Below are 25475 nucleotides of genomic sequence, written 5' to 3'. Positions count from 1 at the left end.
AACGGAGTAATTAAACTTAGGAATACTAAAAATGAGTATAGTCCCATTTTAGCTTGCTCTCAATGTGAAATTAAGACAAGCAGTAAATGTAGAATTCAAAAGGAAACTCGACTTCGCTGAGTAAGTTTGACAGGCTAAATATAAAATTTAGCTTCTCACTTAAGAATTCTCAAAGTCTAATTACCATGTCACTTTACCTATTGCATATATCAACACACATTTAAAACAGATCCAAATTTTAAAACATAAGCACATAGTAGTTAATATCATGTTTCTAATTTTTTTGTTCTAAAATAAAAGAAAACATTGAAATTTGTATAAACATTACTTTTTTGGTATATTAATCAATGTAGATGATAATAGTTAAGTTAAATTAATAATAACTATAAATTTTTATAATAATATAAGTCATAGAAAAGGAAGATGGAAAGTATGAACAGAGAATTAATTAATCAAGTTGCTATTGTTACAGGGGGAAACACAGGCATAGGTAGAGCTATTAGCGAAGAACTAGCTGGAAGAGGCGCTAAAGTTATGATTTTAGCTAGAAATGAAGAAAAAAACGAAGAAACAAAGGACGCTATTGTAGCAAAAGGTGAATATGCTGAATCATATAAAGTAGATGTATCTAATAAAAAGTCTGTGGATGATGCTATCAAAAGTATTTATGAGAAACATGGTCAAATAGACATATTAGTTTGTAACGCAGGAAACTCAACACCGTTAAATTACCTTACTAAAATGCCAATGGAAGATATAGAAGCTATTATAAATACACATGTTTATGGAGCTATCTATTGTGTAAAAGCGTGTGGAGAAAAAATGAAAGAAAGAAAATATGGAAGAATTGTAATAATGTCATCACTTGGAGCTTATCATGGAGTTACAGGAAATGCACATTATTGTTTAGCTAAAGAAGGACTAGTTGCTATGGCACAAAGTTTAGCTAAAGAATTTGGACGCTATGGAATAACAGTTAACTCAATTCAACCAGGATCTATTAATACTTCTATGAGCTCTCAATTATTGCAAGTAGCTAAGGATAAGATCGTGAGTGAAACACCAGTTGCTAGAATAGGAGAGCCAGAAGATATTGCTTATGCTACAGCATTTTATTGTAGTCCAAGAGCAAGTTTTATAACAGGAGATACAATGCGAGTTGATGGTGGATATATTATTGAAAGTGGAATGGATAGATTAATATTAAGTATGATTGATGCTGAATTAAATTAATTAAGTGATAGAAGTTTATTTGTTTAATAAGTAGAAATATAATTTGATTTATTAAGTTATAAATTATAAGAAACGACACTAATTATCAATTTGATAATTAGTGCCGTTTTTTATACATATCCAATTAATAATCTTGTAGAATAGAGGTTTATCAAAATGATAATATATTATCATTTTAATAAACAATTATTTTTATTCTTTTGACGGGCAATTATTCTTGCACTACGTTTAGAAAGGGTATATGGCTAAAAAAATCGCTGGCCTAAAGTCTCCTAGGAGATTTTGTTCTAAATAAATAATGAATATAATGTATTTAAAAATCATAAGATTTTCAAGAATTCAAGTAGATTAAAGATAAATAAATTAAGTTTTTATATAAAAAAGTGGTATAAAATTTGCTTATAAAATTATTAGATAAAGTTAAGTGATTTTATATATAGAAATAAAATAATGTAGATATTAATGAATATAAATGAATTTGTATTTACAGGTAAAAATAGTATATAATGTATAATATAAATAGGAAATATGACTATAGCTGTACATTAGATGCTGATACGAAAGACGAATACGAAAATTTAATAAAATACTAAAATAAAGGAGCGAAAGCTTGATGAAACTTATTGATACAAAAAATTCAGTAGGTCATGTTCTTTGTCATGACATTACTCAAATCATAAAAGATGTAAAAAAAGGAACTGCGTTTAGAAAAGGTCATATAGTTACAGAAGAAGATATACCAGTATTATTATCTTTAGGAAAAGATCACTTATATGTATGGGAAAAGAAAGAAGGTTTTTTTCACGAGAATGAAGCTGCAGAAGTATTACTTGAAATATGTAAAAATGACAATATGACTAACAGCGAAGTTAAAGAAGGAAAAATAGAATTAATTGCTAGCTGTGAAGGGTTATTAAAAATAGATATTGACAAGCTAAAAAAAATAAATATGCTTGATGAAATTATAATTGCAACTAGACATAATAACACTATAGTAAAAGAAGGCGATAAATTAGCAGGAATGAGAGTAATTCCTTTAATTATTGATGGAAAGAAATTAGAAAGTGCAAAGAAACTAGGAGAGAGCATACCTATTATAGAACTTAAGAAATTTGTAAAGAAAAAGGTGGGAATCGTAACCACTGGAAATGAAGTTTATTATGGAAGAATTAAAGATACATTTTCTCCTGTAATAAAAGAAAAATTATCAAAGTTTGATGTTGAAATAATAGGACAAACAATTGTAAATGATGATACAGATAATATAACTAATGCAATTAGAGAGTATATTGATAAGGGTGCAGATATGGTTATTTGTACTGGTGGAATGAGCGTAGACCCAGATGATTTAACACCAAGTGCAATTAAATCAACAGGAGCTAAAATAATATCTTATGGTGCACCAGTTTTACCAGGAGCAATGTTTTTAATGTCTTATTATAATGACAATATTCCTATTTTGGGATTACCAGGTTGTGTTATGTATGCAAAACAAACTATTTTTGATTTAGTTTTACCGAGGATTATGGCTGATGAAAAAATATCTAAGGATGATTTAGCATCATTGGGTCACGGTGGATTATGTCTTTCGTGTGAAAAGTGCACATACCCTAATTGTGGATTTGGAAAGATATAGGGGGATATTGGTTATGGAAAATAAATTTAATCATTTTGATAATGAAGGCAATGCAATTATGGTAGATGTGGGTAATAAAAATGCAACTGAACGTATTGCCATTGCATCAGGAAAAATAAGAGTAAATAGAGACACATTTTTAGCTATTGAACAAGGAACAGCAAAAAAAGGTGATGTTTTGGGTGTGGCAAGAGTAGCTGGAATTATGGCTGCAAAAAAAACCTCAGAGTTAATACCTTTATGTCATCCTTTAATGATAACAAATTGCACTATTGATTTTGAGCTTTTACCTAAAACTTTAGAAGTTGAAGTTACGTCTAAAGTAAAAGTAACAGGAAATACTGGTGTTGAAATGGAAGCGTTAACAGCTGTATCAACCACTCTTTTAACTATATATGATATGTGTAAGGCTATAGATAAGGCTATGGAAATAGGTAATATTCATTTAAGAAGAAAAATAGGTGGAAAAAGTGGAGATTTCATTAATGAATAACTGTATAAATATTGATTTTTAGATTTTATTCCAAAGACTCTAATAGAGAGGAGAAACATAATGAAAGATCAGTATAATAGAACAATTGATTATCTTAGGATTTCTGTTACAGATAGATGTAATTTGCGTTGCAAATATTGTATGCCAAAAGATGGGGTGGAATATTTACAGCATGATGAAATATTAACTTTTGATGAAATAATTACTATATGTAAAAGTATGGTTAAGTTAGGGATTCGTAATATAAAAATTACAGGGGGAGAACCTCTTGTAAGAAAAGATATAGTTGATCTTATAAGAGATATAAAGACTATAAAAGGAATTGAAAATGTTACTCTTACAAGTAATGGGATACTGTTACATGATTATTTAGATGATTTAGAATCAGCAGGATTAGATGGAATTAATATTAGTTTAGATACTTTGGATAGAAAAAAATATGAAGATATTACTAGAAAAGATGGTATAAGTAATGTTTTAAAATCAATAGAAAAAGCCGTTAATAGTAATATTCCTTCAGTTAAAATAAATTGTTTGATTATGAAAGATTTTAATGAAAATGAAATTTTATCTATTGCTAGATTTGCAAAAGATGAAAGAATTGATGTTAGATTTATAGAAATGATGCCAATTGGATTAGGTGATATCAATGAAGTTGTTTTTCAAGAGAAAATTAAGAATATCATAGAAAAAAAGTATGGAACTATGAAGAACCATTTTGGAAAGAGTGGAAATGGTCCGGCTAAATATTACACATTAAATAATTTTAAAGGGAAGATCGGATTTATTAGTGCATTAAGTCATAGATTTTGTAAAAAATGTAATAGAATTAGAATGACATCAGACGGGATATTAAAATTATGTTTACAATATAATTATACCTTGGATTTAAAGAAAGCTTTAAGAAACGGAATAGATGAAGAAGAATTTATTTTAATGATTAAAAAAGCTATTTATAATAAACCTAAACATCATAACTTTTTAGAATTTAAAAGAGAAGATAATTTAGAAGAAAGAAAAATGGTACAAATAGGAGGATAGTTATGGGTAAAATAATGGCAATTTGTATTAGTGAAAAAAGAGGTACACAGAAAAAAAGAATAGAAAAGGCAAATCTTGTTAAGGATTTTGGAATAGAAAATGATGCTCATGCGGGAAAATGGCATAGACAAGTGAGTTTATTATCATATGAAAAAATAGAAGATTTTAAAGCTAAAGGTGCAGAAGTAAATGATGGTGCATTTGGTGAAAATGTTATAGTACAAGGATTTAATTTAAAAGATTTACCAATAGGGAGCCTATTAACTTGTGGAAACATTAAATTAGAAATAACTCAAATAGGAAAAGAGTGTCATGCTCATTGTGAAATTTATAAAAAAATGGGTGAATGCATTATGCCTACTAATGGAGTGTTTGCAAAAGTAATAGAAGGTGGGCAAATGAAAATTGGGGATGAAATTGAGATTGCATCTAGTATAGTAGAAAATGTATGAAAATAAATATTGAATAAAAAGCATTAAATAAACATTTAATTTTAATTATTTTGTTTATTTAATGCTTTTTTATTTTTCTTTTTTGATATAATATTATTTGATGAATATAATTGTAATTAAAGATTTAGATATAAATATATAAAAATAATTTTTGATTATATCAAAGAGGTGAATTTATGAGTCCTTTAGCTGATTTGATGCGACCGAGTAAAATTGAAGATTTTGTTGGACAGAGACATATATTAGGTGAAAATACTCCATTATATAATTTGATAAAAAGTAAAAAAATATGTAACTGCATATTTTATGGACCACCAGGAACAGGGAAGACTACTTTAGCAAATATAATGGCTAAATATGTGGATAAGAAGTTTTATAAATTAAACGCAACAACAGCATCAGTAAAAGATATACAAAATATAACCAGTGAGTTAGATAATTTGTTAAACTATGCAGGTGTAGTTCTTTATATAGATGAATTACAACATTTTAATAAAAAGCAGCAACAATCATTATTGGAATTTATAGAAGATGGAAGAATAACATTAATAGCAAGCACAACTGAAAATCCTTATTTTGTAATACATAAAGCAATAATAAGTAGGTGCAATATTTTTGCTTTTGAACCATTAAAAATACCAGATATAATAGTAGGATTAGAGAAATCTTTAGATAAACTAATAAATGAAGGTATAGAAGTGGAATATTCAAATGAAGCTTTAAAGTATATAGCTGAAATATCTCAAGGAGACTATAGAAAAGCTTATAATATATTAGAATTAGCTGTAAATTCACAAATGACTTTACACAAGGAAATTTCTGTAGACTATATTGAAAAGCTTGGACAATCTAATATGAGAGCTGATAATAGTGGAGATGAATTTTACAATTTATTAAGTGCACTTCAAAAAAGCATACGGGGTAGTGATCCCGATGCAGCAATTCATTATTTAGCAAGACTTATAAAAGGAGGAAATATAGCAGCTATTATAAGACGAATTTCTGTCATAGTAGCTGAAGACATAGGTCTTGCACATCCCAATGCACTTACTGTTGTTAATTCAGGATTAGATTTAGCTATGAAAGTAGGATTCCCAGAAGCTAGAATAGTTTTAGCTGAACTAGTAATATACTTAGCAACGTTACCTAAATCTAATAGTTCTTATCTAGCAATAAATTCTGCAATGAGTGATTTGGAAAGTATAAATTTTGGAGATGTTCCTAAACATTTAAAAGATGGTCATTATGCTGGTGCAGAAAGTCTTGGTGTTGGAGGATATAAGTATCCTCATGATTATCCAAATCATTATATAAAACAAGAGTATTTACCAGTAGAATTAAAGAAAAAACGATATTATATTGAACAAAATAACAAATATGAAGAAAATGCACGGAAATATTGGTCATCTATAAAAAATAATTCTAATGAATTGACAAAAGCCGAGTATTTTGATAAGATATAAATGAATTATTGATAAGTGATTAGAGAGGGTGAATATATGAAACTTTCTACAAAAGGAAGATATGGAGTTAGAGCTATGGTTGATTTGGCTTTTAACTATGGAGGTCCCCCGACATCAATAAAGACTATATCTAAAAGACAAAATCTTTCAGAGTATTATTTAGAACAACTATTTAGTCCACTTAGAAAAGCTAATATAATTAGAAGTGTAAGAGGTGCTCAAGGCGGATATGTTTTATGCAAGCCACCTTCAGAAATAACAGTAGGTGATATTATGCATGTTCTAGAAGGACCTGTTGAAATAGCTGATTGTATTGATGGGGTAGAGTGTTCTAACGTTGATAGTTGTGCAACAAAGTTATTGTGGCAAAAGATAAAAGATAGTATAGATGATGTTATGAATTCAATTACTTTAAAAGATATAATAGATGATTATGAAACAAAGAGAACTTTAATTGAAATTGTCGATAGGAGTGAATAAACAATGAGAAACGTATATATGGATTATGCGGCTACAACTTATGTAAAGCCTGAAGTGCTAGAAGAAATGTTACCATATTTTACGAAAAATTTTGGTAATCCATCTTCTTTTTATGGAATATCAAGAACAACTAAAATGGCTATAGATGAAGCAAGAGTAAAGGTTGCAAAAGCATTAAATTGTGAAGCTAATGAAGTGTATTTCACAGGTGGTGGATCAGAAGCTGACAACTGGGCAATAAAAGGTATTGCTTCTGCTCATAAAAATAAAGGTAATCATATAATAACAACAAAGGTAGAACATCATGCTGTTCTTCATACATGTCAGTATTTAGAAAAAAATGGGTTCGATGTTACTTACTTAGATGTTGATAAAGAAGGTTTTATTAATTTAGAAGATTTAAAAAATGCTATAACAGATAAAACTATATTAGTTTCAATAATGTTTGCAAACAATGAAATTGGAACAATTCAACCAATTAAAGAAATTGGGGATATATGTAAAGAGAGAAATGTTTATTTCCATACTGATGCTGTTCAAGCAATTGGAAATGCTCCCATTGATGTAAAAGAAATGAATATAGATATGTTATCATTAGCAGGCCATAAAATTTATGGACCTAAAGGTATCGGTGTTTTATATATTAAAAAAGGAATAAGGATTGAAAACTTGATTCATGGTGGTGGTCAAGAAAGAACAAGAAGAGCTGGAACAGAGAATATAGCATCTATAGTAGGTCTTGGTAAAGCTATTGAATTGGCTACAGCAAATTTAGAAGAACATATTAAGACAATGAGTGAATTAAGAGATAGATTAATAGATGGACTACTTGAAATACCATATTCACATCTAAATGGTCCAAGAGGAGAAAAGAGATTACCTGGTAATGTAAATGTAAGATTTAGATTTATAGAAGGTGAATCAATTCTTCTATCTTTAGATTTTGAAGGAATATGTGCGTCAAGTGGAAGTGCTTGTACATCAGGATCATTAGATCCATCACATGTATTATTAGCAATTGGATTACCACATGAAGAAGCACATGGATCGTTAAGATTAACACTAGGGGATGGATCTAACATAGAAGATATAGACTATGTTATAGAAACATTACCACCTATCATTCAAAGATTAAGAAATATGTCACCATTATGGGAAGACTTTTTAAAGAAGGGAGAAAATTAATATGATATATACAGATAAAGTAATGGATCACTTTAGAAATCCAAGAAACGTTGGAGAAATTGAAGACGCAAATGGCGTAGGTGAAGTTGGAAATGCTAAGTGTGGAGATATAATGAAAATATATTTAAAAGTTGAGGGTGATATCATAAAGGATGTAAAATTCAAAACTTTTGGATGTGGATCAGCAATAGCATCATCATCAATGGCAACTGAAATGATAAAAGGTAAGACTTTAGATGAAGCATGGGAATTAAGTAATAAAGCAGTAGCGGAAGCATTAGATGGTCTTCCACCAGTAAAAATGCATTGTTCAGTATTAGCAGAAGAAGCTATTCATAAAGCTATAAATGATTATAGAGCTTCTCATGGATTAGACGTAAAACCAATGAAAGAACATGATCATGATGAATTACATAACATGGTTCATGGAGAAGAATAGATGAGTTTAACTAAGAAAAAAGTCTTAGTAGGTATGAGTGGCGGAGTTGATAGCTCCGTCGCTGCATATTTATTAAAAGAACAAGGCTATGAAGTAATTGGTGCTACAATGCAAATTTGGCAAGAAGATAAAGAAGTTGAAGAAAGAGAAGGCGGTTGTTGTTCACTTTCAGCTGTTGAAGATGCAAGAAGAGTATGTGATAAGTTAGACATACCTTTTTATGTTTTAAACTTTAGAGATTCTTTCAAAAAAAAGGTTATTGAACCATTTATTCAAGAGTACATAGATGGAAGAACTCCTAATCCATGCATTGAATGTAATAAGCATTTAAAGTTTGATGAACTTTTAAGAAAAGCACAAGGAATAGGGGTAGACTATATAGCAACAGGTCATTATGCTAAAATTGAGAAAAAAGATGATAGATATATGTTGATAAGATCTGATGATGATAGAAAAGATCAAACATATGCTTTATATAATTTTACTCAAGATCAGTTAGCACATACACTTATGCCTTGTGGTGAGTATACTAAAGACAGAATAAGAGAAATAGCAAAAGAAATAGGATTAGCTGTTCATAATAAAAAAGACAGTGAAGAAATATGTTTTATTTCAGATAATGATCATGGTAAATATATATTAAATGCTAAACCTGGTGCTGTAAAGAGTGGAAACTTTGTTGATAAAAGTGGAAACATACTTGGAAAACATAAAGGTATTGTATATTATACAATTGGTCAAAGAAAAGGTCTAGGTCTTTCAGTTGGTAGACCTGTGTTTGTTACTGATATAAATCCTAGAACAAATGAAGTAGTAATAGGAGCAGAAGAAGATATTTTTAAAACAGAATTAATAGCGGGAGATTTGAATTTTATTACTTTTGATAAATTAGAAAAAGAAATAGAAGTTGAAGCTAAGATAAGATATTCTGCAAAACAGGCTAAAGCTACTATAGTACCATTGAAAGATGGTAGAGTTAAAGTTGTATTTAATGAAAAACAAAGAGCTATAACAAAGGGCCAATCAGTTGTTTTCTATAACGGAAATATAGTTGTTGGTGGTGGAGTAATAGAGGCTATTATTTAAAAAATAAGATTCTTTAAGCAATGATACTAGAAATTTTCATAGTATCATTGCTTTTTTACTTACTATGATTTAAATATGNNCATATTTAAATCATAGTAAGAATTAAATTATTGCTTATGGATATAATAGGGATTATGAAGATGAAATTTTAATATATGGCTCTGGATTAAATGTGTGTTGATATATACAATAGGTAAAGTTTAATTACTCGTCTATTTTGCTTATACATATATCAATATTCTGCTAAAATACAATCTAATATATTTAAGGAGTAATAAAAGTGAAATATGATTAGAACTAAAGATTTTTATTTAAAGAAAATATATAATTTGGATGGTAAAAAAATAGGGAGTGTAAAAGATATTTATATAAATTTTTATGAAAAAAAATTAGAGGGCTTTGAAATTTCGAATACAACTTTTTTTTCTAAAAAAAATTATATATCTATTAATGATGTTATAGATATTGGTGATGATATAGTAGCTAAAGAATTGAAAAGTGGAAATGGATTAAAATTTAAAGATATAAAAGACTTAGATGTTATGGATACACATAGTAAATTGAAAGGCGCAGTTGAAGACTTGTTAATAGATAGGAACAATTATACTATTAAAGCTATGATAATAACTTCTGGATTTATTGATAAGATTTTAAAGGGTAAAGAAGTACTGTTACTAAATGAGTGTATACTAGGTGATGATTATATACTATATACAGGAAAAGAGAATATTTCATTTAAATCCATTCCTCACAATATGACTAAATATGAATTTGATAAAAAAGTATAAAAGTAAGTTAGTAGTTCTATTACTTACATTACTATTAATAATTTTTATATTAAGCTACGTATTTAACAATTCTATAAAGAGTATCGTAAATATGATTATGATTTCTTTTATATTAGCATATATTATATTACCTATTAGAGATTTATTTCAAAATAAATTTAAAATTAAAAAGAAGGTTGCATCTGGATTAATAATACTAATTATACTGGGAATGTTTATTTCTTGTATAACGCTTATAATTCCTGAACTTTTTAAGGAAATATCTAATATAGGAGTTATATTTGATAATATTGCAAATTTTTTAGAAGATATATATGTTAAATTTAGAGTGGATAATTTTCCAATATTAAAATCTATTTATAATGAATTAATTGAAAAGGGAAATGCTTTATTTTTAAATTTATCTAAATCTTTATTTAATAACATTGTATTAATTGTGGAAAATATAGTTTCGTGCGCTGTTATACCTGTGGTAGTATATTATTTTTTATGTGATGGGGATAAAATATATAATAAATTATTATTTATATTACCAACAGAAAAAAGAGAAGTAACTAAAAAAATTTTAAATGATATAGATAAAGTTTTAGGAAGGTATATTACAGGGCAAGTTTTTCTGTCTCTCATAATTGGTTTTTTAACATTTATATTACTTATGGTATTTAAAGTTAAATTTCCTATATGGATTTCAATATTAAATGCAATATTAAATATAATACCTTATTTTGGTCCTATTTTTGGAGGGGTGCCTGCTGTATTAGTAGCGTTACTAGATTCACCTATTAAAGCTTTATGGGTAACTATTGGTGTATTTATTATTCAACAAATAGAAGGAAACATATTATCGCCTAAGATAACTGCTGATAGTACTGATATGCATCCTGTAATAATTATTATATTATTATTAATAGGAGATAAGTTTGGTGGTTTTGTAGGAATGCTTTTAGCTGTGCCAATAGGAGTAATAATAAAAGTTCTATATGATGATATAAATTATTATTTGTTTTGATTTTTATCACATTAAGTAATGAAGTTTAGTTATATATTGACATAATTATATATATGAAATATAATTTTTGATGAAATAATAAAATATTAAGCGATGATTAGGATTAGTAGATTTTATATGGATATTAAGAGAGGAAGTGGATGGTGCAAACTTCTTACTATATATTTCGAAGCTGCCTAGGAGCTATAAATTACTAAGTGATGTATTAATATTTATTAATGCATAATTAGGGTGGTACCGCGGAAATAATAGCTTTCGTCCCTTTGTTATAAGGGAGAGAGCTTTTTTTGTATATGAAATTATACATATGTTTTAAGTTTGAAAATTTAATAAAATCAAAAAGACAAATACATATTTATGGAGGAAAAGTTATGAAATTTACAAAGACAAATGATTTAAGAGATGCATATTTAAAATTTTTTGAAAGTAAGGATCATTTAAAATTAGAAAGTTTTTCTTTAGTTCCACAAAATGATAAAAGCTTATTGTTAATAAATGCTGGTATGGCTCCATTAAAGCCGTATTTTACTGGTTTACAAGAACCACCTAAGAAGAGAATTACTACTTGTCAAAAATGTGTTAGAACAGGTGATATTGATAATGTAGGAATAACAAGCAGACATGGTACATTCTTTGAAATGCTTGGAAATTTTTCATTTGGAGATTACTTTAAGAAAGAAATTATTCCATGGGCTTGGGAATTTTTAACTGGTGTTTTAAAATTACCTAAAGAAAAATTGTATGTAACTATATATTTAGATGATGATGAAGCATATGAATATTGGACTACTCTTACTGATGTAGACAAATCTCATATATTTAGATTAGGTAAAGAAGATAATTTTTGGGAACATGGCGCAGGTCCTTGTGGTCCTTGTACAGAAATTCATTTTAGCAGAACTGATGAAGTACCAACGAATTCAGAAGAGTTTGTAGAACTTAGTGATGCAGATAAGATTATAGAAGTTTGGAATCTTGTATTCACTCAATTTGATGGTGATGGGAAAGGTAATTATGAAAAATTAGCTAGTACTAATATAGATACTGGAATGGGTCTTGAAAGACTTGCAGTTGTAATGCAAAACAAAAATAGCATATTTGAAATTGATACGTTAGAAAATATATTAAAAGAAGTTGGAAATCTTGCAAGTGTTAAATATGGAGAAGACAATAAAACTGATGTGTCTTTAAGAATTATAACTGATCATATTAGATCAATAACTTTCATGATTTCAGATGACATTATGCCATCAAATGAAGGAAGAGGATATGTTTTAAGAAGATTGCTTAGAAGAGCTGCAAGACATGGAAAAACTCTTGGTATTAAAGATGCATTCCTTTGTAACTTATGTGATGTAGTTATTAGAGATTGTAGTAGTGCGTATCCAGATTTAGAAGCGAAAAAAGAGTATATTAAAAAGGTTATAAAAATAGAAGAAGATAAGTTTAGAGAAACTTTAGATTCTGGTATGGAAATACTAAATAATCTTATAAGCGAATTAAAAGAAAACAATGAAAAAGTTTTAAAAGGTGCCGATGGATTTAAATTATATGACACCTTTGGATTCCCAATGGAACTTACAAAAGAAATATTAGAAGATGAAGGCTTATCTCTTGATGAGGACGGTTTCCATGAAGAAATGAAGGAACAAAGAGAAAGAGCTAGAAGTGCAAGAAAAACTTCTAATTATATGGGAACAGATGTAAAAACATTAGATATAATCTCAGGTGAAATTGAAACTACTTTTGATGGATATGAAAATGATAGCTTAATTGCTGAAGTTAAAACTTTAGTTAATGGAGAAGATTTTACAGATTCAATAACAGAAGGTAATAATGCTGTTGTAGTTACAGATGTTACTCCTTTCTATGCTGAAATGGGTGGCCAAATAGGAGATACAGGTATAATACACAATGAAAACTTTAAGGGCAAAGTTTTAGATACTAAGAAAAATATCGGTGGCAAGATAATTCATTTTGTTGAAGCTATAAGCGGAGAACTTAAAGTTGGAGATAAAGTAACATTAGAAGTTGATAATGCTAGAAGAGAAAATATAAAGAGAAATCATACAGCTACACATCTTTTAGATGCAGCATTAGTTAAAGTATTAGGTTCTCATGTTCATCAAGCGGGTTCATATGTTAGTGCTGATAGATTAAGATTTGACTTCTCTCATTTTGAAGGTGTAAAAGAAGAAGAATTATTAAAGGTGGAACAATTAGTAAATGAAGCTATAATGAGTGTTACACCTGTTAATACTACAGAAATGGACTTACAAGAAGCTAAAAATTCAGGAGCTGTAGGTATATTTGATGATAAATATGCTGAAAAAGTAAGAGTAGTATGTGCTGGAGAATATTCTAAAGAATTATGTGGGGGAACTCATATAGATAATACAGGTAAAATTGGATTATTTAAAATAATATCTGAAAATGGAATAGCAGCTGGAACAAGAAGAATAGAAGCTGTAACTGGAATGGAAGCATATAAATTAGTAAATGAAAAAGCTGAATTATTAAAACAAATTTCAGGAAAATTAAAATGTTCAGAAAAAGAAATTACAAGTAAATTAGATCAACAATCTAAAGAAATGAAAGAAAAAGAAAAAGAAATTACTAACTTAAAATCTAAATTTGCTTCAATGGAAATTAATGATATAATTAACTCAGCTAAAGATGTTAAAGGTATAAACGTAGTTACTTATGGATTAAAAGATGTTGATGGAGAAGCATTAAGAGGACTTTGTGAAAAAGTTAGAGATAAAGTTAATAATTCATTGACTTTACTTACAAGTTCAATAGATGGAAAAGTTGTAATATGTGCTATGGCTGATAAAGAAGCAGTATCAAAAGGAGCTCATTGTGGTAAAGTAATTAAAGAAGCAGCAACGATCCTTGGCGGAGGCGGTGGTGGAAGACCAGATATGGCCCAAGCTGGAGGTAAATTACCAGAAAAAATAAGTGAGGCACTTGATTCTGTTTATAAAATAGTTGAAACTTTAGTAAAGTAGTATACTTTTTAATAAATATAGGTTATAATAATATATAAGAATACTGTATATAATATAAATTTGTCATTAAGAATCATATTTCATTAATATGTGAATAAATGAATAATTTATAATAATTATGGTGATGCTATATATGGAAATAGTTTCTTTTTGATATATTGTAAGGGGGTGAGCTGCAAGAGCAGCAATCTTATGAGTAAAAATATTGAACATACAATGCAATTTGATTTAAACAAGACTAAGGAAGCTTTAACAAAAGCGATATTAACAGAGGTTTATGATTCACTACAACAAAAGGGTTATAATCCTATAAATCAACTAGTTGGATATTTAATTTCAGGAGACCCTACTTACATTACGAATTACAACGGAGCAAGAGCTTTAGTAAGAAAGCTTGAAAGAGATGAAATACTTGAAGAAGTTATAAAATCTTATTTAGAGATAAAGTAAAGAGTGCCCGTATTAGCGGGCGCTCTTATTTTTTAAGAGGTGCTTTAATTTGAGAATATTAGGTTTAGACTTAGGAAAAAAAACTATAGGAGTAGCTATATCTGATCCACTAGGCTTTACAGCACAAGGTATAACTACAATAAGAAGAGCAAATAAAGAAAAAGACATGGAAGAATTAAGAAAAATTTGTGATGAATATAAAGTAGAAACTATAGTTATAGGACTTCCTAAAAACATGAATGGAACAATAGGACCATCAGGAGAAATAGCTATGGAAATGGGCAAACTAGTAGAAGAAGCTTTAAATATAAAAGTAGAATTTTGGGATGAACGTTTAACAACAGTTGCAGCTCATAAAGCTATGCTTGAAGCAGATCTTTCAAGAAGTAAGAGAAAAAAGATAGTTGATAAGGTGGCATCAACATACATACTTCAAGGATATTTAGATAGAATATCTAAATAATATTGAAATTTATAACAGATTAATATAGACAAAGTTCTTAGTTTCATATAGAGTTATGATTAAAATATGAAAATTGAGAATGGATATCTTTAAGCATATAACTAATATACTTTAAAAGAGTAATAAATCTTGAACTTATAGAATTAAGAGTATTGTTTATATTAGTTATGTGAACAGAAAATATAAGAGTTATGGAAGGAGCATTTAAAATGCAAAAAGACGTAGAATATATAGAATTATTAGATGAACAAGGAGAACAAATTAAATTTAAGGTGATAACTTATTTCCAAATAGACGAAATAAATGGGGAATATGTTGTAGTGACTCCGGCAGAAAATGATGAATGTGATGAAGCATTTGTATTAAAAGTTATATCTGATGAAGATGGCAATGAAACTCTTGTTTCAATAGAAGATGAAAAAGAATTTGATTTAGTTGAAGAAGCATATAATCTTGTTATGTCAGAACAAGAGTAAAATTTTATAAATTAACTTATATTTTATAAAGTGAGGTGTTATTATGGAGCAATCAACTTCAATAGATATGAATGCCTTGAAAGAAGACTTAAAAAGAAAAGGGTATAAATTAACTGCGCAAAGAAGATCTATTGTTAATGCCATTATTGAGACAGAAGGAAAGCATTTAACAGCAGAAGAAATATATGATGAAGTTAAAAAAAGTTGTCCTGAAATAGGATTAGCAACTGTATATAGAACTATTATTCTTTTAGAGGAATTAGGTATAATATGCAGATTAGAATTGAATGACGGTTGTAGTAGATACGAGTTAGTTCACTCTAATGAAACTCATAGACATCATCATCTTGTATGTAATATATGTAATAAAGTCTTAGAAGTTGAAGATGATTTATTAGAGGATTTGGAAACACAAATAGAGACACAATACAAATTTAAAATATCTGATCATAGTGTTAAATTTTATGGATTATGTGAAGAGTGTCAAGAAAAAAATAAAAATGAATAAAAGAATTTCTTATAAATTAAGAAGTCTTTAATTATAAAATATTAAAAGAAGAAGGAGGGGAAACATGAAAAACGAAAGAGCTAAGGTTAAAATTATTCCTTTAGGTGGTATAAATGAAATCGGTAAGAACATCACAGCCATTGAATATAAAGAAGATATCGTAGTAATTGACTGTGGACTTAAATTCCCAGATGACGATATGTTTGGGATTGATATTGTTATTCCGGATGTTTCATACCTTATTAAAAACAAAGATAGAGTTAGAGGAATATTTTTAACACACGGGCATGAGGACCACATAGGTGCATTACCTTACGTTTTAAAACAACTTAATGTTCCTATTTATGGTACTAAACTTACTCTTGGAATCGTTGAAACAAAATTGAAAGAGCACGGTTTACTTTCAACTACAGAATTAGTTACAATAAAGCCAAGAGATACGATAAAGTTAAATAATGTTTCAGTAGAATTTATAAAAACCAATCACTCAATTGCAGATTCAGTAGCAATTGCAGTTCATACACCACTTGGAGCGGTACTTCATACGGGGGATTTTAAAATCGATTATACTCCAATTGATGGAGAGATAATGGATTTTGCAAGATTTGCAGAATTAGGTAAAAAAGGCGTTTTAGCAATGTTAGCAGATTCAACAAATGTTGAAAGACCAGGTTATACAATGTCAGAAAAAACAGTGGGTGAGAGTTTTATTAGGCTTTTTGATAATGCGAAAGGCAGAATTATAGTTGCTACATTTGCATCAAATGTTCATAGAATTCAACAAATCATAACAGCAGCACAAATTTATGGTAAAAAAGTTGCGGTATCTGGAAGAAGTATGGAAAATATAGTTCAAGTTGCAATAGAATTAGGATATTTAACTATAGAAAAAGATGTATTTGTATCTGTAGATCAAATATCAAAATATCCAAATGAAAAAATTGTTATAATAACAACAGGAAGCCAAGGAGAGCCAATGTCAGCATTAGCTAGAATGGCAGCATCTGAACATAAAAAGATAAATATAGTTGAAGGTGATACTGTAATTATTTCAGCAACGCCAATTCCAGGTAATGAAAAACTAGTTTCTAAAGTTATTAATCAGTTATTTAAAAAAGGTGCTGAAGTAATATATGAGTCTTTAGAAAAAGTACATGTTTCTGGTCATGCTTGCCAAGAAGAATTAAAATTAATGCAAAGACTAGTAAAACCAAGATTCTTTATTCCAGTACATGGAGAATATAGACACTTAAAGCAACATGGAGAATTGGCTATAAGTCTTGGACTTTCAGAAAAAAATCTTTTAATACCTGAAAATGGTGATGTAATAGAAGTTACAAGAAAGAGCATTAAGAAAAGCTGTACTGTTTCAGCTGGGCAAGTATTTGTAGATGGATTAGGGGTAGGAGATGTTGGAAATATAGTATTAAGAGATAGAAAACATCTATCACAAGATGGTATATTGACTGTTGTAGTTACAATGGAAAGACATACTGCTAATGTAATTGCAGGTCCAGATATAATTTCAAGAGGATTTGTATATGTAAGAGAATCAGAAGGTCTTATGGATCAAGCAAAAGAACTTGTTAGAAAAGTTTTAAAAGATTGTGAAGAAAAGAATATTACTGATTGGGCTACATTGAAATCTAGAATGAGAGATGAATTAAGAGAACTTCTTTATGAAAAAACAAAAAGAAAACCAATGATTTTACCAATAATTATGGAAATTTAAAATTATTGGTAAAGAGTATCGTGTATAATTGAGTTGACTTTTGTAGAATAACAGTTTAAAATAAAAAACAGTGGTTATAGAAGATTGGATACTTTTTTGTATCCAATTTTCTTTTGGAGAAAAAAAGTTATAGGTTTACATAGAGTAAAAATTAAACTGTCCATACATTAAATAATTATTTTTGGAGGAATTTACATGGAACTAATAAAGAGAGAAGATATAAGAAATATAGCAATTATTGCTCACGTTGACCATGGTAAGACAACTTTAGTAGATGCCCTATTAAAGCAAAGCCATGTTTTTAGAAGTAATGAAAAAGTACAAGAAAGAGTAATGGATTCAAATGATTTAGAAAAAGAAAGAGGAATCACTATTCTTTCAAAAAATACAGCAGTACAATATAAGGATATTAAGATAAATATAGTAGATACTCCAGGACATGCGGATTTCGGTGGAGAAGTTGAACGTGTATTGAAAATGGTTGATTCGGTTTTATTAGTAGTAGATTCATATGAAGGTCCTATGCCTCAAACTAAGTTCGTTTTAAAGAAAGCTTTAGAATTAGGATTAAAACCAATAGTTGTAATAAATAAAATAGATAAACCAGATGCAAGACCAGAAGAAGTTATAGATGAAGTTTTTGATTTATTCTTAGAATTAGGAGCAAATGATGAACAATTAGACTTCCCAATCATATATGCATCAGCTAGAGAAGGTTTTGCTAGAGATAATGTTGAGGATACTAACAATGACATGATTCCTTTATTTGAAAAGATAATAGAACATGTTCAAGCACCAGAAGGTTACATAGACGAACCATTACAAATGTTAGTTACTACATTAGATACAAATGAATATGTTGGTAAAATTGCTATAGGTAAGATTCACAGAGGAAAAGTGAAGAAAAACCAAACAGTTGCCTTAGTAAAAATTGATGGAAGTACAGCAAATTATAAGATAACAAGTGTATTTACTTATGATGGATTAAAAAGAATAGAAGCAGATGAAGCAGCACTTGGAGATATAGTTGCAGTAAGTGGTGTTACTGATGCAAACATAGGAGAAACTATTGCAGATTCTCAAAATCCAGAAGCTTTACCATTTGTAAATATAGATGAGCCAACTCTTAGCATGAACTTTATGGTAAACAATTCACCTTTTGCAGGAAAAGAAGGAGAATTCGTTACATCAAGACATTTAAGAGATAGATTATTTAAAGAATTAGAAACTAACGTAAGTTTAAGAGTAACAGAACTTACACCAGATTGCTTTGAAGTTTCAGGTAGAGGAGAACTTCATCTTTCAGTACTTATTGAAACAATGAGAAGAGAAGGTTATGAATTCCAAGTTTCAAAAGCAAGTGTTATATTTAAAGAAGAAAATGGTCATAAAGAAGAACCGATGGAATATTTAACAATTGATGTTCCAGAAGAATTCATGGGACCAGTTATGGAAAAATTAGGACCAAGAAAAGCTGAAATGGTTAATATGACATCAGCTGTTAACGGATATACAAGATTAGAATTTATAGTTCCAGCAAGAGGATTAATTGGATTCAGAAATGAATTTATGACTGATACTAAGGGAAATGGTATAATGAACCATGTATTCCATAGCTATGATAGATATAAAGGTGAAATTCCAACTAGAAGTAGAGGATCTATAGTTTCATTTGGAGATGGAGAATCTATTGCTTATGGATTATTTAATGCTCAAGAAAGAGGACAATTATTTATAACATCAGGTCTTCCAGTATATGAAGGAATGGTTGTAGGTGTATCATCTAGAGCAGAGGATATAGATATTAATATCTGTAAAGGTAAAAAACTTACTAATACAAGATCTTCAGGTGCTGATGAAGCAGTAAAATTAATTCCACCATTAGAAATGAAACTTGAACAATGTTTAGAATTCATAAATGATGATGAATTAGTAGAAGTTACACCAAAGAATATAAGAATGAGAAAAACTGTATTAGGTAGTTCTGAAAGAAAGAAATTAGTAAGCAGAAGTAAAAAATAATATAAGTTCTTATGTTTAAAATAATATAAAAAGATATTATAATAAAGTAAATGGTCTTATGACTATTTACTTTATTATATATTACGGAGGAACTTTATGAAGAAGCTTAAATCCTTTAAAAAGAACATCATATTAACTTTAAGTCTTTTTTTAATAGTTTTATGTGCTATATTATTATTTTCATATAAAAAGAGTATATCAAAACCTCTAAAGGGAAATGAAGATGTAATTTCTATAGAAGTTAGACATGGCGAAGGAATTTATTCAATATTGGATAGGTTAAATAGAGAAAATAAATTATCTAATAAGTATTTTATAAAACTTAATTTAATGTTTAATAAAAAAGATATGAATCTTCAAGAGGGGATATATGAAGTTAACTCTAATGTTAATTTGCCACAATTAATAAATACATTAAACAATCAAGAAGACAATAAAAATGTTAAGAAATTAGTAATTCCAGAAGGATATACAATAGATCAAATATCTTCTAAAATTGAAGAAGAAGGAATTTGTTCGAAAGAAGATTTTATAAATGCAATAAAAAGTTATAAATTACCAAGTTTTATAAAAGAAGATTCTAATAAGAGATACAATTTAGAGGGGTTCTTATATCCAGATACATATTTTATTAAAAATGGTTCTAATGCAGAATCAATAGTTGACTTAATGTTTAATAGATTTTTAGAAGTATTAGTAGAAATTGAAAATGAAGATGGAATTGACATAAAAGACAATGAAATTGAAAAATTAATAACTATTGCGTCAATGATAGAAAAAGAAGCTAGATATGATTATGATAGAGATTTAATTTCTTCTGTTGTTTATAATAGATTAAAAGACAATATGAAATTGCAATTAGATGCCACAGTAATATATGGACTTGGTTATCATGTAGATGTAGTATTAAATAAGCATTTGGAAGTTAACTCCTTATATAATACATATAAATATGTTGGCTTACCAATAGGACCAATAGCAAATCCAGGTAAGGCATCTATAAGAGCTACATTATTTCCTAAAGAAACAAATTATTTGTTTTATATATTAAAAGAAGATGGATATCATTATTTTACTGATAGTTATGATGATTTTTTAAAGAAAAAAGAAGAATTGGGATATTAGTTTAGTATGGAGGATTTAAATGAGTAAAATTACATATGATTATATGGAAGATTATATAAGAGGTTTAATTCCTGATAGAAAAGGAATATTAAAAGAAATAGAAGATTTTGCAAAAGAAAATGCTGTTCCTATAGTTCAAAAAGAAACAGGGGTATTTTTAGAGTTTATGGTAAATATGAAAAAACCACTTAGAATTTTAGAACTTGGTACAGCTATAGGTTTTTCATCTATATTAATGTATGAAGCTGCAAAAACTAATCCAGAAATTATAACAATTGAGAGAGATGAAAAAATGATAGAATTTGCTAAATTAAATTTAAAAAAATTTAATTTAGAAGATAAAATAAAAATAGAACAAGGCGATTGTCTTGAAGTTTTAGAAAGATTAGAAGAACCTTTTGATTTAATATTTATGGATGCAGGTAAAGGTCACTATAATCATTTTCTTCCACATTGTTTAAGATTGTTAAAACAAGATGGGATTATTATAGCTGATAATGTTTTATTTAGAGGTATGGTAGCTTCTAATGAGCTTGTTAAAAGAAGAAAGATAACTATAGTTAAAAGAATGAGAACATATTTAGACATGGTTACTAGTGATGAAAAGCTAATAACAACAGTAATACCTATGGGAGATGGTATTGCAGTGACAAAAAGGAGGTAATTTAAAATGAGAAAACCAGAAATTTTAGCACCAGCTGGAAATTTAGAAAAATTAAAAATTGCAATAGATTTTGGAGCAGATGCTGTATATTTAGGTGGAGGAAAACTAAATTTAAGGGCGTTTTCAAATAATTTTACTAATGAAGAAATGGCAGAAGGAATAAAGTATTGTCACCAAAGAGGTAAAAAAGTATATGTTACTTTAAATGTTTTCGCAAGAAATCAGGATTTAAAGGGTGCAGGAGAATATATTAAAAGCTTATATGATTTAGGTGTGGATGCAATTATTGTAGCAGATCCATCATTAATTGCGATAGCAAAAGAAGCTGCTCCAGATCTTGAACTACATTTAAGTACTCAAGCAAATACTGTTAACTGGGTAGCAACTAAGTTTTGGCATGATTTAGGAGTAAAGAGAGTTGTATTAGCAAGGGAATTAACTTTTAATGAAATAAAAACAATAACATCTAATATTCCAGAGGATTGTGATATAGAAGCATTTGTGCATGGTTCAATGTGTATAGCGTATTCAGGAAGATGTTTAATATCTAATTATATGCTTGGAAGAGATTCTAATAAAGGAGTATGTTCAAATGCATGTAGATATAAATATCATCTTATGGAAGAAACAAGACCAGGTGAATATTATCCAGTAGTTGAAGATGAAAATGGTACGTATATAATGAACTCTAAAGATTTATGCATGATTAATTACATACCAGAGCTTGTACAAAGCGGCATATATTCATTTAAAATAGAAGGCAGAATGAAAAGTGAATTTTATGTAGCTTCTGTTGTTAAAGCTTATAGAGAAGCTCTAGATAATTATTGGGATAATCCGGAAGATTATAAATTTAAAGAAGAATGGATGGATACATTAAATAAAATAAGCCATAGAAAATATCATACTGGTTTCTTCTTAGGTAGAATGGGTGAACAAAATTATGAAGAATCATCTTATGTAAGAGACTATGATATTGTAGGTATGGTTAAAGAATATGATCCTGAAACTAAAATAGCTACAATACTACAAAAAAATAGAGTATTTGAAAATGATGAAGTAGAGATATTAAGACCGCATACACCATATTTTAAAGTTAAACTTTTAGATATGTTTGATGCAGAAAAAAATGTTAAAACTGATGTTGCCAATAGAGCACATATGATATTTAAAGTGAAAGTTGAAAAACCATTACAAAAAAATGATATGTTAGTAAAATCTAATAAATTGCTTTCATTATAAAATAAATAAAATATTTTATTTTTGAATAAAACACCTTATCTAAGGCTAAAATTTAAGCTGAAGAGAGGTGTTTTTTATTTTTACTGATAAATATAGCATAAAGAAGAGATTGCTAAAGATTCTGGCTTTTTTTATTACACTAATAATAGTGTTGAGTATGAGATTGTATATGTTACAGGTACATCCATCAGAAAAAGTACAGGTATCTTATCAAAATCATCAAATGGAAAATATAAGTAATATAAAATACATGATTTTAGATACTAATGGAAAAGATTTGATGAAGTATAATAAAAAATATGTTTTAGTTGTTGATATTAAGCCTTTTAGTTTGAATAATTATGAGGAGACACTAGAGGATTTAATGGCTTTAAATTTTATAATGAAATCTGAAAATCCTGATTTTAATTATGCAGAAATAATGAAATCACAAGGAAAGATTTATTATAATATTTCAGAAGAAACTTATAATAAAATAAATAAACTTCAAAATATAAAAGGAATTTACACATATATATTTGATGAAGTAGATACAAAAAAAGCATGGAGTGTTAGTAGCTTTTTAGCTAATATATTAGATGAAAATCAAGTTGAAGGATCTTTGCAAGAAAATCTTCAAGGATACCTAAAAAATAATGATTTGCCTAAAAAAAATTTTTATTTAGATAATAAGTCTGTATATGCTAAAGAAGTAGTTAATATAAATGATGATAATAATAATTTGAAATTAACTATTGATAAAGATATGGAAGATAAAATAAGAAGTATACTTGAAAAAGAAGAATATAAGTATTTAAAAAATGTTGGAGTAAGTATCATAGAAAGTGATACTGGAAAGATAAGAGCTTTAGTACAAAAAGATGAAAGTGAAGCTAATATAAACTTGGGTATCCAAGAAATTGGGTATGAACCAGGATCAATATATAAAATAATTACATTGGCCTCTGCATTAGAAATGGGTTTGGTAAATGTAAATGATACATTCAATTGTAGTGGAAATATATGTAGGGAAGGTCATGGAAGATTAACAGTCAAAAATTCATTAGTAAGATCTTGTAATGATATATTTGCTAAAATTGGTTCTTTAGTAGGATATGATAAGTTGATGGAATATTCTAAAGAACAAGGTTTGTATAATAGAGTTTTAAACTTAGAAGGAGAAAATAAAAATGAAACTTGTGGAATAAAACCTAAAGAAGATGCAGGAATGAACAATATATCAATAGGTCAATGTATGAATGTTTCGCCAGTTCAAATGTTAGGGGCTGTAAATACTGTAGTGAACAATGGAATATATGTAAAGCCGTATATTGTAGAAAGTATTTTAGATAAAAATGATAATGTAGTAAAAGAATTTAAAAGTGATGAGAAAAAAATTTATAGTGAAATAACATCAAGACTTGTTAAAGATGGAATGAAAGAGGTTGTAGTAAGAGGTACAGGAATAAAAGCATATATAGCAGATTTAGATATAGGCGGAAAAACAGGTTCAGCTACAGCTAGTGATGGAAATACACATGGATGGTTTTCAGGGTATTTTAAATTTAATAACAAAACATATACTATGGTAGTATTTATACCGAATATAGAACTACAAAATTTAGCAACTAATGTGGAACTTGGTGGAGGAGACACAGCTGCTCCCATATTTAAAGATATAGTTAAAACATTAAATAATAAATAAATATAATAAAATAGAAATGAATAAGCAACTTTTTTAATTTCTAAACATATTATAGTATCAAGCACTGTTATGGAGGAAAAAGGTGTTTGTATTAAATGGTTTCATAGAATTGATATGTAATTCTCTATTTTTAACAGGATATATAAGTAGCGGAAATACATTTCCCAACCCGCTTAATGAAAGTGAAGAGGAAGAATACTTAAAAAGACTTAAAGATGGAGATAAGACAGCCAAGGGTGTTTTAGTTGAAAGAAACTTAAGATTGGTAGCACATATAGTAAAGAAATATTCTTTTCCTAATAAAGATGTAGATGAATTAATCTCTATTGGAACTGTTGGATTAATTAAAGCGATTGATTCGTTTGATTCTAGTAAGGGTACTAGACTTGCTACTTATGCCTCTAGGTGCATAGAAAATGAAATCTTAATGTTGTTTAGAAACAATAAAAAACAAAAAAGTGAAGTATATCTGCAAGATCCTATTGGAGTAGATAAGGAAGGAAATGAAATTTGTCTTATCGATATATTAAGTAGTGATAGTGATTCGGTTTTAGAAAAAGTAGAGAATAACCTACAGATCAAAGACCTATATAAAAAAATTAAAGATTCTTTAACTAAAAGAGAAAGTACAATACTTATAATGAGATATGGATTGATAGATGGAAACAGAAAAACTCAAAGGGAGATAGCAGGGATGTTAGGAATTTCTCGTTCTTATGTATCTAGAATAGAAAAAAAAGCTTTAAAAAAACTAAAAAAAGAATTATTTGGTAAAATTTAAAGTCAAAATAAG

24 protein-coding genes and 1 other annotated feature are annotated in these 25475 nt (G+C 28.2%); all 24 genes read left to right on the top strand.

From position 1 onward, the window contains the following. The first annotated feature begins 432 nt into the window (after positions 1-432). Positions 433-1233, top strand: a complete 801-nt coding sequence (locus NG904_RS05800) for an SDR family NAD(P)-dependent oxidoreductase (protein ID WP_252230415.1) — start codon at positions 433-435, stop codon at positions 1231-1233. Positions 1234-1846: 613 nt separating this feature from the next. Further along, complete coding sequence (locus tag NG904_RS05795; protein ID WP_252230413.1) at positions 1847-2869, top strand: molybdopterin-binding protein; 1023 nt, start codon at positions 1847-1849, stop codon at positions 2867-2869. Positions 2870-2882: 13 nt separating this feature from the next. Next, the gene (moaC, locus tag NG904_RS05790) at positions 2883-3362 is read left to right on the top strand and encodes a cyclic pyranopterin monophosphate synthase MoaC (protein ID WP_035791073.1); all 480 of its coding nucleotides are present in this window, start codon (positions 2883-2885) and stop codon (positions 3360-3362) included. Between the two features lie 60 nt (positions 3363-3422). Further along, entirely contained in the window at positions 3423-4403 is a 981-nt protein-coding gene (gene moaA, locus NG904_RS05785; RefSeq protein ID WP_252230411.1) for a GTP 3',8-cyclase MoaA, read from the top strand. Between the two features lie 2 nt (positions 4404-4405). After that, the gene (locus NG904_RS05780) at positions 4406-4855 is read left to right on the top strand and encodes an MOSC domain-containing protein (protein ID WP_252226770.1); all 450 of its coding nucleotides are present in this window, start codon (positions 4406-4408) and stop codon (positions 4853-4855) included. Positions 4856-5031: 176 nt separating this feature from the next. Then, complete coding sequence (locus tag NG904_RS05775; protein WP_252212966.1) at positions 5032-6318, top strand: replication-associated recombination protein A; 1287 nt, start codon at positions 5032-5034, stop codon at positions 6316-6318. 36 nt (positions 6319-6354) lie between these two features. Next, complete coding sequence (locus NG904_RS05770; RefSeq protein ID WP_252212965.1) at positions 6355-6798, top strand: RrF2 family transcriptional regulator; 444 nt, start codon at positions 6355-6357, stop codon at positions 6796-6798. A 3-nt stretch (positions 6799-6801) separates the two neighbouring features. Further along, on the top strand, positions 6802-7983 hold the full coding sequence (nifS, locus tag NG904_RS05765; RefSeq protein WP_252230409.1) for a cysteine desulfurase NifS: 1182 nt from the start codon (positions 6802-6804) through the stop codon (positions 7981-7983). A gap of 1 nt (position 7984) precedes the next feature. Next, positions 7985-8422 carry a Fe-S cluster assembly scaffold protein NifU gene (gene nifU / locus NG904_RS05760; RefSeq protein WP_252212961.1) on the top strand — a complete coding sequence of 146 codons (438 nt, stop codon included), beginning with the start codon at positions 7985-7987 and terminating at the stop codon, positions 8420-8422. Further along, positions 8423-9508, top strand: a complete 1086-nt coding sequence (gene mnmA, locus NG904_RS05755; RefSeq protein ID WP_252230407.1) for a tRNA 2-thiouridine(34) synthase MnmA — start codon at positions 8423-8425, stop codon at positions 9506-9508. A 287-nt stretch (positions 9509-9795) separates the two neighbouring features. Further along, positions 9796-10296: a PRC-barrel domain-containing protein gene (locus NG904_RS05750; RefSeq protein WP_252212957.1), complete on the top strand. Its 501-nt coding sequence runs from the start codon at positions 9796-9798 to the stop codon at positions 10294-10296. Next, positions 10274-11305, top strand: coding sequence for an AI-2E family transporter (locus tag NG904_RS05745; RefSeq protein ID WP_252230405.1), 1032 nt, complete (start codon positions 10274-10276; stop codon positions 11303-11305). The genes NG904_RS05750 and NG904_RS05745 overlap by 23 nt, the downstream gene beginning before the upstream one ends. An 84-nt stretch (positions 11306-11389) precedes the next feature. Next, positions 11390-11571 (top strand) — a binding site (T-box leader). Between the two features lie 105 nt (positions 11572-11676). After that, the gene (gene alaS, locus NG904_RS05740) at positions 11677-14316 is read left to right on the top strand and encodes an alanine--tRNA ligase (protein ID WP_252230403.1); all 2640 of its coding nucleotides are present in this window, start codon (positions 11677-11679) and stop codon (positions 14314-14316) included. A 192-nt stretch (positions 14317-14508) separates the two neighbouring features. Further along, positions 14509-14766 (top strand): IreB family regulatory phosphoprotein, encoded by a 258-nt coding sequence (locus NG904_RS05735; protein ID WP_003372947.1) that lies wholly within the window; start codon positions 14509-14511, stop codon positions 14764-14766. A 49-nt stretch (positions 14767-14815) separates the two neighbouring features. Beyond that, entirely contained in the window at positions 14816-15229 is a 414-nt protein-coding gene (gene ruvX, locus NG904_RS05730) for a Holliday junction resolvase RuvX (protein WP_003373859.1), read from the top strand. Between the two features lie 209 nt (positions 15230-15438). Beyond that, positions 15439-15705: a DUF1292 domain-containing protein gene (locus tag NG904_RS05725; protein ID WP_252212952.1), complete on the top strand. Its 267-nt coding sequence runs from the start codon at positions 15439-15441 to the stop codon at positions 15703-15705. 43 nt (positions 15706-15748) lie between these two features. Continuing rightward, positions 15749-16213: a Fur family transcriptional regulator gene (locus NG904_RS05720; RefSeq protein ID WP_252212950.1), complete on the top strand. Its 465-nt coding sequence runs from the start codon at positions 15749-15751 to the stop codon at positions 16211-16213. Between the two features lie 64 nt (positions 16214-16277). Continuing rightward, positions 16278-17945, top strand: coding sequence for a ribonuclease J (locus NG904_RS05715; RefSeq protein WP_252230401.1), 1668 nt, complete (start codon positions 16278-16280; stop codon positions 17943-17945). A gap of 195 nt (positions 17946-18140) precedes the next feature. Then, complete coding sequence (gene typA, locus NG904_RS05710; RefSeq protein WP_252230399.1) at positions 18141-19967, top strand: translational GTPase TypA; 1827 nt, start codon at positions 18141-18143, stop codon at positions 19965-19967. A gap of 96 nt (positions 19968-20063) precedes the next feature. Then, complete coding sequence (mltG, locus tag NG904_RS05705) at positions 20064-21092, top strand: endolytic transglycosylase MltG (protein WP_252230397.1); 1029 nt, start codon at positions 20064-20066, stop codon at positions 21090-21092. A gap of 19 nt (positions 21093-21111) precedes the next feature. After that, positions 21112-21756: an O-methyltransferase gene (locus NG904_RS05700; protein WP_252230395.1), complete on the top strand. Its 645-nt coding sequence runs from the start codon at positions 21112-21114 to the stop codon at positions 21754-21756. 6 nt (positions 21757-21762) lie between these two features. Then, the gene (locus tag NG904_RS05695; RefSeq protein WP_252230393.1) at positions 21763-22998 is read left to right on the top strand and encodes a peptidase U32 family protein; all 1236 of its coding nucleotides are present in this window, start codon (positions 21763-21765) and stop codon (positions 22996-22998) included. Between the two features lie 169 nt (positions 22999-23167). Further along, complete coding sequence (locus NG904_RS05690) at positions 23168-24682, top strand: penicillin-binding transpeptidase domain-containing protein (protein WP_252213069.1); 1515 nt, start codon at positions 23168-23170, stop codon at positions 24680-24682. A gap of 82 nt (positions 24683-24764) precedes the next feature. After that, positions 24765-25463, top strand: coding sequence for an RNA polymerase sporulation sigma factor SigK (gene sigK, locus NG904_RS05685; protein WP_252212938.1), 699 nt, complete (start codon positions 24765-24767; stop codon positions 25461-25463). The last annotated feature ends 12 nt before the right edge of the window (positions 25464-25475 follow it).

The sequence above is a fragment of the Clostridium sp. ZBS15 genome (assembly GCF_023845705.1).
GTDB classification, from domain to species: domain Bacteria; phylum Bacillota; class Clostridia; order Clostridiales; family Clostridiaceae; genus Clostridium; species Clostridium aquiflavi.
Note: the sequence above shows the minus strand (reverse complement) of the source record. Positions and strands in the feature narration are given on the sequence as shown.

Coding starts and splice junctions, on each gene's coding strand:
- NG904_RS05800 (WP_252230415.1), top strand. CDS start 433: ATGAACAGAGAATTAATTAATCAAGTTGCTATTGTTACAGGGGGAAAC.
- NG904_RS05795 (WP_252230413.1), top strand. CDS start 1,847: ATGAAACTTATTGATACAAAAAATTCAGTAGGTCATGTTCTTTGTCAT.
- moaC (WP_035791073.1), top strand. CDS start 2,883: ATGGAAAATAAATTTAATCATTTTGATAATGAAGGCAATGCAATTATG.
- moaA (WP_252230411.1), top strand. CDS start 3,423: ATGAAAGATCAGTATAATAGAACAATTGATTATCTTAGGATTTCTGTT.
- NG904_RS05780 (WP_252226770.1), top strand. CDS start 4,406: ATGGGTAAAATAATGGCAATTTGTATTAGTGAAAAAAGAGGTACACAG.
- NG904_RS05775 (WP_252212966.1), top strand. CDS start 5,032: ATGAGTCCTTTAGCTGATTTGATGCGACCGAGTAAAATTGAAGATTTT.
- NG904_RS05770 (WP_252212965.1), top strand. CDS start 6,355: ATGAAACTTTCTACAAAAGGAAGATATGGAGTTAGAGCTATGGTTGAT.
- nifS (WP_252230409.1), top strand. CDS start 6,802: ATGAGAAACGTATATATGGATTATGCGGCTACAACTTATGTAAAGCCT.
- nifU (WP_252212961.1), top strand. CDS start 7,985: ATGATATATACAGATAAAGTAATGGATCACTTTAGAAATCCAAGAAAC.
- mnmA (WP_252230407.1), top strand. CDS start 8,423: ATGAGTTTAACTAAGAAAAAAGTCTTAGTAGGTATGAGTGGCGGAGTT.
- NG904_RS05750 (WP_252212957.1), top strand. CDS start 9,796: ATGATTAGAACTAAAGATTTTTATTTAAAGAAAATATATAATTTGGAT.
- NG904_RS05745 (WP_252230405.1), top strand. CDS start 10,274: ATGAATTTGATAAAAAAGTATAAAAGTAAGTTAGTAGTTCTATTACTT.
- alaS (WP_252230403.1), top strand. CDS start 11,677: ATGAAATTTACAAAGACAAATGATTTAAGAGATGCATATTTAAAATTT.
- NG904_RS05735 (WP_003372947.1), top strand. CDS start 14,509: ATGAGTAAAAATATTGAACATACAATGCAATTTGATTTAAACAAGACT.
- NG904_RS05725 (WP_252212952.1), top strand. CDS start 15,439: ATGCAAAAAGACGTAGAATATATAGAATTATTAGATGAACAAGGAGAA.
- NG904_RS05720 (WP_252212950.1), top strand. CDS start 15,749: ATGGAGCAATCAACTTCAATAGATATGAATGCCTTGAAAGAAGACTTA.
- NG904_RS05715 (WP_252230401.1), top strand. CDS start 16,278: ATGAAAAACGAAAGAGCTAAGGTTAAAATTATTCCTTTAGGTGGTATA.
- typA (WP_252230399.1), top strand. CDS start 18,141: ATGGAACTAATAAAGAGAGAAGATATAAGAAATATAGCAATTATTGCT.
- mltG (WP_252230397.1), top strand. CDS start 20,064: ATGAAGAAGCTTAAATCCTTTAAAAAGAACATCATATTAACTTTAAGT.
- NG904_RS05700 (WP_252230395.1), top strand. CDS start 21,112: ATGAGTAAAATTACATATGATTATATGGAAGATTATATAAGAGGTTTA.
- NG904_RS05695 (WP_252230393.1), top strand. CDS start 21,763: ATGAGAAAACCAGAAATTTTAGCACCAGCTGGAAATTTAGAAAAATTA.
- NG904_RS05690 (WP_252213069.1), top strand. CDS start 23,168: ATGTTACAGGTACATCCATCAGAAAAAGTACAGGTATCTTATCAAAAT.